Origin of the sequence: Candidatus Nanosynbacter featherlites, assembly GCF_005697565.1 — a bacterium.
Lineage (GTDB): Bacteria > Patescibacteriota > Saccharimonadia > Saccharimonadales > Saccharimonadaceae > Nanosynbacter > Nanosynbacter featherlites.
In genome coordinates this window covers 547,709-561,624 of sequence record NZ_CP040004.1, presented here as the reverse complement: position 1 = coordinate 561,624, position 13,916 = coordinate 547,709, and the positions used below count along the sequence as shown (strand labels likewise).

The 13,916-nt window shown below is 49.8% G+C and carries 6 protein-coding genes; 4 read left to right on the top strand and 2 right to left on the bottom strand.

Translation table 11 applies throughout. The annotated features are described in order from the left end of the window. Positions 1-25: 25 nt before the first annotated feature. Positions 26-931, top strand: a complete 906-nt coding sequence (locus tag FBF37_RS02910) for a hypothetical protein (RefSeq protein WP_138079321.1) — start codon at positions 26-28, stop codon at positions 929-931. A 5-nt stretch (positions 932-936) separates the two neighbouring features. Beyond that, a complete protein-coding gene (sbcB, locus tag FBF37_RS02905) occupies positions 937-2,355 on the top strand; it encodes an exodeoxyribonuclease I (RefSeq protein ID WP_138079319.1) in 1,419 nt (472 codons plus the stop codon). Between the two features lie 11 nt (positions 2,356-2,366). Here the strand turns inward: sbcB and FBF37_RS02900 are convergent, their stop codons facing one another. Continuing rightward, entirely contained in the window at positions 2,367-2,750 is a 384-nt protein-coding gene (locus FBF37_RS02900; RefSeq protein WP_138079317.1) for a hypothetical protein, read from the bottom strand. Positions 2,751-2,872: 122 nt separating this feature from the next. Here FBF37_RS02900 and uvrA point away from each other — a divergent pair, with 122 nt between their 5' ends. After that, positions 2,873-5,689 carry an excinuclease ABC subunit UvrA gene (uvrA, locus tag FBF37_RS02895; protein WP_138079315.1) on the top strand — a complete coding sequence of 939 codons (2,817 nt, stop codon included), beginning with the start codon at positions 2,873-2,875 and terminating at the stop codon, positions 5,687-5,689. Positions 5,690-5,713: 24 nt separating this feature from the next. Here uvrA and FBF37_RS02890 read toward each other — a convergent pair whose 3' ends face one another. After that, complete coding sequence (locus FBF37_RS02890) at positions 5,714-6,388, bottom strand: DedA family protein (RefSeq protein ID WP_236861225.1); 675 nt, start codon at positions 6,386-6,388, stop codon at positions 5,714-5,716. 121 nt (positions 6,389-6,509) lie between these two features. Here FBF37_RS02890 and FBF37_RS02885 point away from each other — a divergent pair, with 121 nt between their 5' ends. Beyond that, complete coding sequence (locus tag FBF37_RS02885) at positions 6,510-13,904, top strand: choice-of-anchor U domain-containing protein (RefSeq protein ID WP_138079313.1); 7,395 nt, start codon at positions 6,510-6,512, stop codon at positions 13,902-13,904. Positions 13,905-13,916 lie beyond the last annotated feature (12 nt).

Sequence of the window (13,916 nt, the reverse complement as noted above, 5' to 3'; positions counted from 1 at the left end):
ATCGCTAATCAGACGGGGAGGTATCATGGGTAGTAGTAACACAGAGCGGCAGATGACCGTGCCGAGCTATTGGGAGATCGGGCGACTGGAAAACAAAATTGCATATAAATCAAATCGAGAGGCCACCGTAGGGGCAGTTGGGGCTGTCGGGTTGACCTCGTTGGAGCTTGCGTTTGCTCCTGCGGTACGTCGCTATCATTTTGGTCCCAACGTCCGGAGGCATGTGGCTTTTAAGGACGCACAGAACGATATTCTCAGAGCGTTGGGGGGTGAGGAGCCACTCAGCGGTGATCATTATTTGAAAAATCAGCCTAAAGAATACGTCGGGCGTCTAGCGGTAGAAGTTCGTAAGGGAAATGTTGAGTTGCTGCTCGATGGGCCAGTTGGCAAATTGACACAGTATGTATTGGCTGGCCTTAAAAAGAAACAGTTTGGTTCTGAAAAGGCGGCTGGATATTATGCTGACTGGCTTGAGGCAACGAAGGCCGACTATGTGAGGCCAGAGGAACAACCTGCGTTGAGCGCGGAAGAATTGAAGAAAATTTATCGTAAACTAGGCGGGGCGTATAATGTGCATTTGGCCCTGGCTGGTGCTGAGCTGCGTACTCCTGATGTATCTGATGATTTTGGGGAGAACGTTGAACAGTTGATTGCACTAAACCATCTGGAATCGCGCTGGAAAGGTGGTAGGACTCATGTGCCAGAAGAGGTACTTAAAGAAGCGTCAGTTGACCCTCAGGCGTCAGTGGACAAGACTCTTCGTTCACCTGTCATTAGGGAATGGAGAGATGATACGCGCTCGGATGCTGCAAAGGCATTGAAGCTGGATGTGTACGATTTGTTGCACGGAGAAAAAGATCTCATGCCTGGTCCTGAGCGCTCTAAACGGTTCCTTGCTCGAGAAGCGATAGCGGCAATTAACAACGATTAATAATCATGGCAGAAACATTTTTCTTCTATGACCTAGAAACTAGCGGACTAAATCCGCGGCAAGATCGGATCATGCAGTTTGCTGGGCAGCGGACGGACATGAGTCTCGAGCCGATTGGCGAGCCGTACAATCTGCTGGTAACGCTGAATGATGACACCTTGCCGAGTCCTGATGCGCTGATGGTAACGGGCATTACGCCGCAAAAAACAGTCGAGGAGGGTTACACCGAAGTGCAGTTTGCTCGGATGTTATGCGAGGAGATCTTTACGCCTGAGACTATTGCGGTTGGTTTTAATAATATTCGGTTTGACGACGAATTTATCCGCCATTTGTTGTGGCGCAATTTTCATGATCCGTACGAATGGAGCTGGAAAGACGGTCGCTCGCGTTGGGATTTGCTGGATGTTGTGCGATTGACGCGGGCGCTCAGGCCGGAAGGAATCAATTGGCCGCTTGATGATAAGGGTGAGCCAAGCAATCGCCTGGAGCTGATCACTAGTGCTAATGGCATAGCACACGAAAATGCTCACGATGCTTTGGCGGACGTAACAGCGTTGATTGCCGTGACGAAACTGATCAAGCAAAAGCAGCCGCAACTGTATGATTATTTACTGAAAATGCGTGACAAAAAAGTAGTCCAGCGACTGGTCAATGTGGATGACAAAAAACCGTTTGTCTATGCCAGCGGGCGCTATGATAAGGAATTTGCTAAAACTACGGTGGCCTTTCCGCTGACGACCAGTCGAAACGGCGGTGTGGTCGTCTATGATCTGCGCTATGATCCGACGCCGTTTGTTGGGCTGAGTGCGGAGGAGCTGTCGGCAAAACTATTTGCGTCGTGGGAGGAGCGGCAAGCTAAGGATTTCGTCAAATTGCCAGTCAAAGAATTACAGTACAATCGCTGTCCGGCGGTGGCGCCGCTGGGTGTGCTGGAACAGGGCGATGGCTGGCGGAAGATCTCACTTGATCTAGAGACGGTGCAAAAGCATCAAAATATACTGCTGGACAACCCAGACTTTGCCGAAAAATTACGGACTATTTTTGAAAACAAGCCAGCCTTCAAAAAACTGCCTGATCCAGAAGCGCAATTATATGACGGCTTTTTGAACGACCGTGACCGCTTGCGAGTGGAGGCCGTACGCAACGCTGATGAACGTGAATTGGCGGATTTTCATCCAGAGTTTCAGGACGAACGGTTAACGCCGCTGTTGCTACACTACAAAGCACGTAATTTTCCGCGCTCACTCAGTGAAGATGATTTGGCACAATGGGAAATCTGGCGGGCTCAGCACCTGCAGGCACAACTGCCAGGGTTTATGGCGTCTCTGCAGCGCTTAGCGCCGGCAGCGACTGACGAGCAGCAGTTTATATTGCAAGAATTGCAATTGTGGGCGGAGGCGGTGTTGCCGGCTGGCGACTTGTGATAGGACGTGTGCTAGGTTAGAGACGGAGCGAGTTTTTGGGCGCCCATGCGAGTGTCTGGCTCGCTGGTTTCGGTTTTTTTGGCTTCATGTGTCAGATAGATAAGTAGCAAGGTGAGATAATCTTTTGGATATACTATGTTGTTGACGCGACGTTTTCGAGAAAGATACTGAATGAGCTCTTTGATATCATCAAATGATACGGGGATGGCTGCTCGTAAGATGCGACAGATTGGTATGATGACGATCCAAAAAATGATCATGGACATAGCTGACAAATTGACGTTCAAAAACGGAATTTTGCCGAGAAAAACGAACATGCAAAGCTGATCAAATAGCACCGGTGTAATAACAATCGCACCAATAATCAGTAATACGTAAACACTCAACCGTCGCATATAATGTAACTGTAACAGATAAAAGCTTGACTTGCAATCATAAGCAATATGTGGTGATATATAATCTAATTTTTAGGAAATGTCTGGAAAAAATCATAAAAAGCCGGTATAATATAGCGGTTATGCCGGAGGTTATTCGAGTCAAAGGTGCCCGCGAGCACAATCTGAAAAACATCAACGTGGAATTGCCGCGTGATAAGTTTGTGGTCATCACTGGTCTGAGTGGTTCAGGTAAATCAAGCCTGGCGTTTGACACGATTTACGCTGAGGGCCAACGCCGTTACATGGAGAGTTTGAACTCGTATGCTCGGCAGTTTTTGGGGACGATGGATAAGCCAGATGTTGACAGCATTGACGGCTTGAGTCCAGCTATTTCAATTGACCAAAAGTCAACCAGCCGCAACCCACGCTCAACGGTAGCCACGGTGACTGAGATTTATGACTATTTACGTCTCTTGTTTGCGCGCATTGGTGTGCCACACTGTCCAATTTGTGGCAAAGAAGTCTCGCGACGTACCACTGAAACCATCATTCAAGAAATCATCAAGCAGTACGACGGACGCCGGATTTTACTATTGGCGCCAATCGTCAAAAATAAAAAAGGTGAATTTGCGCACATTCCTGAGCAGTACCGTCGGTTGGGTTATGCTCGCGTCAGGGTTGATGGTGTGGTGTATGCCCTGGATGAATTTCCGGAATTACAAAAGAGCTATAAGCACTCAATTGAGCTGGTAGTTGACCGCTTGGCATTAACCAGTGAATTGGCTGGTCGCTTGTCTCAGAGTGTTGAGCAAGCGTTAGAATTGGGCCAGGGAATTGTCGAAGTATTGGACGCTGATGATGATCAGGTGCGGACGTTTTCTCAGAGATATGCGTGTGTTGATCACCCTGAAGAAGATATTCCAGAGCTGGAACCGCGGTTGTTTAGTTTTAATGCACCACAGGGAGCCTGTCCAAACTGCACTGGTTTGGGTAGTCGCATGGAAATTGACCCAGAGTTGGTGTTTAATGACAATTTGACCATCGCCGAAGGCGCCATCAGACCGTACAACCGCGTCAATGTCGACAATTTCTATATGAAAAAAATCATAGCTGTTGCAGAAGCTCATGATTTTAGTATGCGAACTCCTGTTAAGAAGCTGTCAAATGAGGCTAAACAGAAAATTTTGTACGGTACGGGGGCGCAGAAATATCGCATTGAGCTTGGTAATGGCCGGCATTATGATACGACCTATGAAGGAGTCATTCCGAATCTGGAGCGTCGACATCGCGAGACTGACAGCGAGTTTATGCGCAAAGACATTGAACGATTTATGCGCGAACGAGCCTGTTATGTTTGTAAAGGCGCTCGTCTCAAGCCAGTGGTCTTGGCGGTGACGGTTCATGGGCTGAATATTGTTGATATTTGTGATCTGGGCGTTGACGATGCGTTGGATTTGTTTACTCGCAAGCTGAAGTTGACGGAACAGGAAACGATGATTGCGCGGCTGATATTAAAGGAAATCAATGCGCGGTTGGGCTTCATGAGCAATGTCGGTTTGAACTATTTGGAGCTGGGCCGAGCAGCTAACACCTTGAGCGGTGGAGAAGCTCAGCGCATTCGGCTGGCTACGCAAATTGGTTCCGGTTTGCAGGGGGTACTGTATGTCCTGGACGAACCATCCATTGGGTTGCATCAGCGAGATAATGATAGGCTGATTGATACTCTGAAGCGCTTGCGTGATCTTGGCAATACGGTGCTGGTCGTGGAGCATGATGAAGATACCATTCGCCAAAGTGACTTTTTGGTCGACATGGGGCCGGGGGCTGGTTCAAAGGGTGGACAAATTGTTGCCATGGGAGCGCCTGAGGAAGTAGCGAAAAATCCAGACAGTATCACTGGTCGGTACCTGAGTGGTGCAGAGAAAATTGCAGTACCAAAAAAGCGCAGGAAGCCAAATCAAGATCAGCAGCTCATAGTGCGTGGTGCTCAGGAAAATAATTTGAAAAATATTGACGTGGCGTTTCCTTTGGGATTAATGACGGTGGTGTCTGGTGTGTCTGGTAGCGGTAAGTCAACCTTGGTTAATGACATTGTGGCGAGGGAGCTGGCAGCTCGCCTCAACCGGTCTCAAGTGGTGCCAGGCAAGCACGACCGCATCGAAGGCATCAAGCTATTAGATAAAGCGATTGTGATTGACCAGTCGCCAATTGGTCGCACACCGCGTTCCAACCCAGCCACCTACACGGGTATTTTTACGCCAATTCGTGAATTATTTGCTGCCACGCCAGAAGCTAACGTTCGCGGTTACAAGGCAGGCCGATTTAGTTTTAATGTCAAGGGTGGTCGCTGTGAAAATTGTCAGGGTGATGGTGTGATAAAAATTGAAATGCACTTTTTGCCAGACGTGTATGTGATGTGTGACGAGTGTAAAGGTAAACGGTATAACCGTGAAGCATTGGAAATTACCTACAAAGGACACACTATTTCTGATGTATTGGAAATGACAGTAGAGCAAGCGGCCGAATTCTTTGACAGTATTCCATCTATTCACCGAAAACTTGAGACGTTGGTGGAAGTTGGCTTAGGTTATATTCGTTTGGGTCAGCCAGCAACCACCTTCTCTGGCGGGGAAGCGCAGCGCATCAAATTGGCGACTGAACTGTCAAAACGCTCGACGGGTAAAACCATGTATATTTTGGATGAGCCAACCACTGGGTTGCATTCGGCTGACGTTAAGCGATTGTTGGGGATTTTGCATAAGCTTGTCGAAGGCGGAAATAGCATGATTGTAATTGAGCATAATTTGGACGTTATCAAATCAGCAGACTGGATCATTGATATGGGTCCAGAAGGTGGTATGGGCGGCGGGACGGTTGTCACCAGCGGAACGCCAGAAGACATTACCAAAAACGCAGATTCGTTCACGGGCAAATATCTCAAGCCATTGCTTACGTAAGATGGACTCTCGAGTTTAGATGAATTACTTGCGCTTTTTAGCAGCCGACTTTGGCTGTTTGTCTTTTGAAAACAGGACAGATAACTGTTTTTTGAGGGCTGCTTTGGTGGATTCTTGCTTGAGCGCGTGAATGATCATTGGCAGGACTGACAGGAAAATGATAATTAGGGCAGCGACCTCAACGTTAATGCCAGCTTCAGTCAGTGCCTTGCCAGCAAAGAATCCCAGGTAAGTGAACAGCGAAGCCCATAAAATGCCACCAATGACGTTGAAGAGCAAGAAGGTTCGATAATGCATTTTGCTTGCGCCGGCTACGATTGGGGCAAACGTGCGGACAATGGGCACAAATCGTGCCAAGATGACTGTGATGGCGCCATGTTTTTCATAAAATTTTTCAGCTTGAATGAGATATTTACGTTTGAACAAGCGTGAGTTTTTCCGCTCAAACAGTTTTCGGCCCACCTTGTGGCCAAAGGTGTAACCAACTGAATCTCCGGCAATGGCCGCGATGATGAGTAATAATACAAAGATTGATATGTCGATTGGGAGGATATGTTGTTGCACCATATATCCAGCAGTGAATAGTAAGCTGTCGCCAGGGAAAATAAACCCAAACAATAGGCCTGATTCGGCGAATACAACAAACAAAACGGCAACAATACCAAAGTGGATAATAAAGTCTACAAAAGCGTGCATCATGGGTACTCATTATATGACAAAAAACAGTAGTTGACAATTTGACAGTGCAAATTTGCTTATGCTACACTGGTAACAGGTAGTTTTTAATACACAAAACTGAGGAGAGGGAGAAAAAATAGGGATGGTACGTCTTCGTATATCAAGAAGGAATCAACGTGTCGCCAAGATAGCAATACCAGCAGCTGCAGTGGTGATGGTGTTTGCTTTGGTTTTGACAAATCCGTTTATGGCAAAAGCGGCCAGTGTTCATAAAAAATATAAAGCAATGGATACTAACTATCCTGTGCCGACAACTAATGTCGCTTGGATTTCTCCAGACGGTAATGACAATTCTGGTAACGGAACAGAAGCACGACCTTTCGCGACATTTCGACGTGGACTGCAGGCTGTCTCTGACGGCGGAACAGTTGTGGCAAAAAGCGGTGTGTACCGAGAGCCACACTTTTTTGTGACCAAGAAGAACATCACTTTCCAGGCTGCTCCTCATGCTGAAGTTTGGATGAAGGGTAGCGATGTTGTCTCGGCAGGTCAATGGACTAAAGAGGGCAATATGTGGAAGACGACGGGTAAATTCCGTAATTTTTGCCGTGTTTGTACCGTGAATCCTGACCCATCCAAAGAAGGCATGGCTGCTTACCCAGAGCAAATGTTTATCGATGACGAACCACTTGAGCAGGTCGATGCAAAAAGTAAGGTTGGCCCTGGAAAGTTTTACGTTGAAGACAAAAACCCAACTACTTTGAAAGATCCAACAAATAACCGAGCAGGCTTTAACGTTGGTACAGAAGATGATCTGACATACTATGTTGGCTCTGACCCATCTCGTGGCACCACAGAAATTACTAACCGAGCTCGTGCCTTTTCCGTAGGTGGTCGTAATGCTGACGATGGTTCTAACTTCACCATGAAAGCTATCAATGTTGCCCAGTATTCGCCAGTGCAAAGCTGGTCTTGGGATCGTCAACTGCCTGATGATCAGGTTGGAACGAGTATGATCGTGGTCAACGGTCGTGGCTCAGTTGTACAAGACTCCATCTTCACACAAAGTTCCTCAGTTGGCTTCAACACTGATGCAGAAGGTGCACGTATTGTTAATAATAAATTCATCGGCAACGGTGGTAATGGCGCAGGAGCCAACCGTGCACACAATACAACATTTGAAAACAATATCTTTACAGAGAACAATGCGGCAAATTACCTCACTAACGGTTCAGTCTGTTTAGCGTGGTGTACTGTTTCTGAGATAAAAGTCACGCACATTGAGAACTTTACGTTCCGAGGTAATGTGGTTGATAACTCAAAGAATCCTGCTTCAACTGGCAACGACTATTATGTGCGCAATGGTACAGCGGGTGTCTGGTGTGATGAAGGCTGCATCAAAGCAAAAATTGTCAACAACTTCTTCATCAACACGACAACAGCGATCTTTGATGAGGTTTCAGATGGCACAATCATCGCATCAAACATTATTGAGGGCTCGGGTGCGGGTATTGGCGTATCGAGTAGTTCGAACTCCAAAGTATACAATAACACTATCTCTCGAACCAACCGACCTATCATGCTGAATGAGGATGCTCGTACTGACGGTTGTAATGAGCGAGATCGTAATAATCCACAAATTTGTAAATCGCTCGAGTCGTGGTCTGCTGGCAAGGGTCTGAGCTGGAACTTGACTGGTCTAGAGATGTACAATAACATCATCTCATCTCGTGCAGTCATCTCTGGTGACACTGGCGCGCCACTGTGGTCCTACCCTGTTAGGAGCACTGGCGGCCCAAACCACACTGGTCCAGGCACCTATACAAATGACATGTTCAAGGGCTTTGACTACAACGCCTACTACCGCAGTAGCTTGCAAAATGAAGGCACAATCATGACCTGGGACTTGGCAGACGTGCCGAACCGCCTTGATATTTTGTTTGCTAATGTGAAAGACATCGCTAAAGATAGCCGCGTAAGGTCGTCAATTGATGGTCGCGACACCCACTCGTTCGACCTGTTTGGTACACGCGCAAACAACCCATACTTCATCAAAGAAGCTGAACAGAACACCGACTACCGTAAGAGTAACTACAACTTGAAGGCAGGCAGTCCGGCGATTGGTTCAGGTAAGCCATTGTCAGCTGAGGTTGCATCAGCAATTGACCCAAGCGGCCAACACGTAAGGCCTGGTGTGGCGGTAAACCGAGGTGCTTTGGTAAATGCTTATATGGATTCAACCAATTCTCCGACACCTCCACAGCCTCCGGCAGCGCAGGGCGTTAACATCCCTGATGCCAGGTTGCGCCAGTTGTTGAACAAGAGGTTAGCTGAAATCTCAGGGAAAACCCGTAGTGATGCTCAAGCGATTACTGCTCAAGAAATGCTAACCATTGATCGCATGTATGTCGATAATACTGGCAATATCACGGAAGACCAGAGGATTAAGGATTTGACTGGTCTGGAGTACGCTAAAAATGTCACTGAGCTATCACTCGGCAATCACGCAATTACCAATTTACAGCCGCTCTCTGGCCTAACTAAATTGCGCGCATTACAGCTGTCAGGCAACAAGGTTGCTGATATTCAACCGCTGGCTGGCTTGTCTGAGTTGCGTAGTGTGAACTTGTCGGAAAATGTTGTTACGAACTATAGTCCTTTGTCGTCTCTGAACAAGCTCGAGCAAGTCTCGATGAGCGGTGCCAATCAGACGTTAGACCTATCAACATTTGCAGGTAGTAAGAACTCATTAAAGAAAATCTCTTTCTATGACTATGGTCGAAATACTAAAGTTGTCAATGCTCAATCTCTTGTTGGTGCACCAGCTCTGACCTCTTTGCGCTTGACCGGGGGGCAATTGAGCGAGAATGAGATTACTGCAATTGGACGAATGACTCAACTTACTGAACTACGGTTAGACTACAGTACGGTCATGAATGCACAGCCTTTAGCAGGCTTAAATCGCCTTACCTCTTTGAAGCTAGAAAACCAGCAGGGCAGCATGACCACTGAATCTGAGGTATTCAATTCACCTTTGAAAGACGCAACTGGCGCACCAATTACTATTGAAAATACGGCCACTTTGGTTAATGAAGCGGCTGGCAAATTAAAAGTGGCAGCACCAGCATATGACGGTCAACCACATGCGTTGCAGGCCAACTGGAACAAGCAAATAACCGTCAACGGTAAGCCATTTACTTTCTCTGGGACACTGCATGTGACTGCTACCTTGCCAAAGCCTGACCTATCTGCCCTCCGCACCGCCATCGCCAACGCCGAGAAAGAACCGGCCTACATTACCAATGACGCGACCGTCAAGCAAGCTCTCGCCAAAGCCAAAGAAGTAGAGAAACAACCAAACCCAGCTGCTACTGCCATCCAGAAAGCAGCCAACGACCTCAACACTGCCGTAGCCAACGCTAAGAAGAAAGAAGCAGACGCCCAGACAGCCGCTGAACAAGCAGTTGCTCAGGCTGAACACAACCAGGATCCAGACGATGTTACCAGCGCCAACGCCAAGGTAGCTGCCGTCCAAGACCCAACGAAGAAACAAGCCTTCCAGGATCGCCTCAACCAGGTCACCGCTAACGTCACCGCTGCTCGCAACGCTCTCTCCGCCCTGATAACCAAAGCAAAAGACCCAGCAACTACTGCCGGCATGTCCCAAGAAAGCAAGGACGCCTTAGCAGCACAAGTCACCCAGGCAGAGCAGGTAGCTGCCAACGCCGGTGCCTCTGTTACCGAGCTCAATGCTGCCAAAGCAGCACTGCAAGCAAAACTTGACGCCCTTCGTCCTGACCTATCTGCCCTCCGCACCGCCATCGCCAACGCCGAGAAAGAACCGGCCTACATTACCAATGACGCGACCGTCAAGCAAGCTCTCGCCAAAGCCAAAGAAGTAGAGAAACAACCAAACCCAGCTGCTACTGCCATCCAGAAAGCAGCCAACGACCTCAACACTGCCGTAGCCAACGCTAAGAAGAAAGAAGCAGACGCCCAGACAGCCGCTGAACAAGCAGTTGCTCAGGCTGAACACAACCAGGATCCAGACGATGTTACCAGCGCCAACGCCAAGGTAGCTGCCGTCCAAGACCCAACGAAGAAACAAGCCTTCCAGGATCGCCTCAACCAGGTCACCGCTAACGTCACCGCTGCTCGCAACGCTCTCTCCGCCCTGATAACCAAAGCAAAAGACCCAGCAACTACTGCCGGCATGTCCCAAGAAAGCAAGGACGCCTTAGCAGCACAAGTCACCCAGGCAGAGCAGGTAGCTGCCAACGCCGGTGCCTCTGTTACCGAGCTCAATGCTGCCAAAGCAGCACTGCAAGCAAAACTTGACGCCCTTCGTCCTGACCTATCTGCCCTCCGCACCGCCATCGCCAACGCCGAGAAAGAACCGGCCTACATTACCAATGACGCGACCGTCAAGCAAGCTCTCGCCAAAGCCAAAGAAGTAGAGAAACAACCAAACCCAGCTGCTACTGCCATCCAGAAAGCAGCCAACGACCTCAACACTGCCGTAGCCAACGCTAAGAAGAAAGAAGCAGACGCCCAGACAGCCGCTGAACAAGCAGTTGCTCAGGCTGAACACAACCAGGATCCAGACGATGTTACCAGCGCCAACGCCAAGGTAGCTGCCGTCCAAGACCCAACGAAGAAACAAGCCTTCCAGGATCGCCTCAACCAGGTCACCGCTAACGTCACCGCTGCTCGCAACGCTCTCTCCGCCCTGATAACCAAAGCAAAAGACCCAGCAACTACTGCCGGCATGTCCCAAGAAAGCAAGGACGCCTTAGCAGCACAAGTCACCCAGGCAGAGCAGGTAGCTGCCAACGCCGGTGCCTCTGTTACCGAGCTCAATGCTGCCAAAGCAGCACTGCAAGCAAAACTTGACGCCCTTCGTCCTGACCTATCTGCCCTCCGCACCGCCATCGCCAACGCCGAGAAAGAACCGGCCTACATTACCAATGACGCGACCGTCAAGCAAGCTCTCGCCAAAGCCAAAGAAGTAGAGAAACAACCAAACCCAGCTGCTACTGCCATCCAGAAAGCAGCCAACGACCTCAACACTGCCGTAGCCAACGCTAAGAAGAAAGAAGCAGACGCCCAGACAGCCGCTGAACAAGCAGTTGCTCAGGCTGAACACAACCAGGATCCAGACGATGTTACCAGCGCCAACGCCAAGGTAGCTGCCGTCCAAGACCCAACGAAGAAACAAGCCTTCCAGGATCGCCTCAACCAGGTCACCGCTAACGTCACCGCTGCTCGCAACGCTCTCTCCGCCCTGATAACCAAAGCAAAAGACCCAGCAACTACTGCCGGCATGTCCCAAGAAAGCAAGGACGCCTTAGCAGCACAAGTCACCCAGGCAGAGCAGGTAGCTGCCAACGCCGGTGCCTCTGTTACCGAGCTCAATGCTGCCAAAGCAGCACTGCAAGCAAAACTTGACGCCCTTCGTCCTGACCTATCTGCCCTCCGCACCGCCATCGCCAACGCCGAGAAAGAACCGGCCTACATTACCAATGACGCGACCGTCAAGCAAGCTCTCGCCAAAGCCAAAGAAGTAGAGAAACAACCAAACCCAGCTGCTACTGCCATCCAGAAAGCAGCCAACGACCTCAACACTGCCGTAGCCAACGCTAAGAAGAAAGAAGCAGACGCCCAGACAGCCGCTGAACAAGCAGTTGCTCAGGCTGAACACAACCAGGATCCAGACGATGTTACCAGCGCCAACGCCAAGGTAGCTGCCGTCCAAGACCCAACGAAGAAACAAGCCTTCCAGGATCGCCTCAACCAGGTCACCGCTAACGTCACCGCTGCTCGCAACGCTCTCTCCGCCCTGATAACCAAAGCAAAAGACCCAGCAACTACTGCCGGCATGTCCCAAGAAAGCAAGGACGCCTTAGCAGCACAAGTCACCCAGGCAGAGCAGGTAGCTGCCAACGCCGGTGCCTCTGTTACCGAGCTCAATGCTGCCAAAGCAGCACTGCAAGCAAAACTTGACGCCCTTCGTCCTGACCTATCTGCCCTCCGCACCGCCATCGCCAACGCCGAGAAAGAACCGGCCTACATTACCAATGACGCGACCGTCAAGCAAGCTCTCGCCAAAGCCAAAGAAGTAGAGAAACAACCAAACCCAGCTGCTACTGCCATCCAGAAAGCAGCCAACGACCTCAACACTGCCGTAGCCAACGCTAAGAAGAAAGAAGCAGACGCCCAGACAGCCGCTGAACAAGCAGTTGCTCAGGCTGAACACAACCAGGATCCAGACGATGTTACCAGCGCCAACGCCAAGGTAGCTGCCGTCCAAGACCCAACGAAGAAACAAGCCTTCCAGGATCGCCTCAACCAGGTCACCGCTAACGTCACCGCTGCTCGCAACGCTCTCTCCGCCCTGATAACCAAAGCAAAAGACCCAGCAACTACTGCCGGCATGTCCCAAGAAAGCAAGGACGCCTTAGCAGCACAAGTCACCCAGGCAGAGCAGGTAGCTGCCAACGCCGGTGCCTCTGTTACCGAGCTCAATGCTGCCAAAGCAGCACTGCAAGCAAAACTTGACGCCCTTCGTCCTGACCTATCTGCCCTCCGCACCGCCATCGCCAACGCCGAGAAAGAACCGGCCTACATTACCAATGACGCGACCGTCAAGCAAGCTCTCGCCAAAGCCAAAGAAGTAGAGAAACAACCAAACCCAGCTGCTACTGCCATCCAGAAAGCAGCCAACGACCTCAACACTGCCGTAGCCAACGCTAAGAAGAAAGAAGCAGACGCCCAGACAGCCGCTGAACAAGCAGTTGCTCAGGCTGAACACAGTAAAACCCAATCTGCAGTAAATGACGCAAGGGCTTTGGCAGCGAAAGTACAGGATGCTACGAAGCGAACTGCGTTGGAGAATCGGTTGAACGCAATCATCATTCCAGGACCACAAGCTCCACGGAACAAGATGACTGTTGCCCAGCCGCACCACCGTTCTTTGACAGTAGAAACGTCTGGGAACTCGTGCTACAACCTGGCGACAGCGCAGTCGGCTTCAACACCGGATCGCTACAATAACCGTGTCCTTCGCGAAGGAGTGGATTTCACCATTAACTGTAACAATCAAGCTCCTGCGGTTGGCTTCACGGCTCGCGTGACCTTAACATTAAGTCGGCGCTACGCTAATACGAACCGTCTAACAATTGGCAAGATCATGAACGGTCGAGTATACCAAGACATCACTAGTCGAGTCACTTTTGGCAATACGCCAGATGGTAACTATACCACCATTTCTTACGATCTGACTGACGGTGGCTTTGGTGACGGTGATGGCGCGGCAAACGGCACTATCATCGACCCAGTTGGTGTTTACGAAGAAGAGGGCGCTACTCAGAATGGTAACCAAAATGCCAATAGCGGCAGCAACAGCGCAGTTGCTAAGATTGCGAAGAAAGCATCAAATGCGTTGGCTGACACAGGCAGCAACGCCATCGTGATCGCTCTCGGTTCCATCGCGGTGGTTGCTACTGGCGCCTGGATAATCATCAAACGCCGACGCTAAACCAACCGTCAC

Coding starts and splice junctions, on each gene's coding strand:
- FBF37_RS02910 (WP_138079321.1), top strand. CDS start 26: ATGGGTAGTAGTAACACAGAGCGGCAGATGACCGTGCCGAGCTATTGG.
- sbcB (WP_138079319.1), top strand. CDS start 937: ATGGCAGAAACATTTTTCTTCTATGACCTAGAAACTAGCGGACTAAAT.
- FBF37_RS02900 (WP_138079317.1), bottom strand. CDS start 2,750: ATGCGACGGTTGAGTGTTTACGTATTACTGATTATTGGTGCGATTGTT.
- uvrA (WP_138079315.1), top strand. CDS start 2,873: ATGCCGGAGGTTATTCGAGTCAAAGGTGCCCGCGAGCACAATCTGAAA.
- FBF37_RS02890 (WP_236861225.1), bottom strand. CDS start 6,388: ATGATGCACGCTTTTGTAGACTTTATTATCCACTTTGGTATTGTTGCC.
- FBF37_RS02885 (WP_138079313.1), top strand. CDS start 6,510: ATGGTACGTCTTCGTATATCAAGAAGGAATCAACGTGTCGCCAAGATA.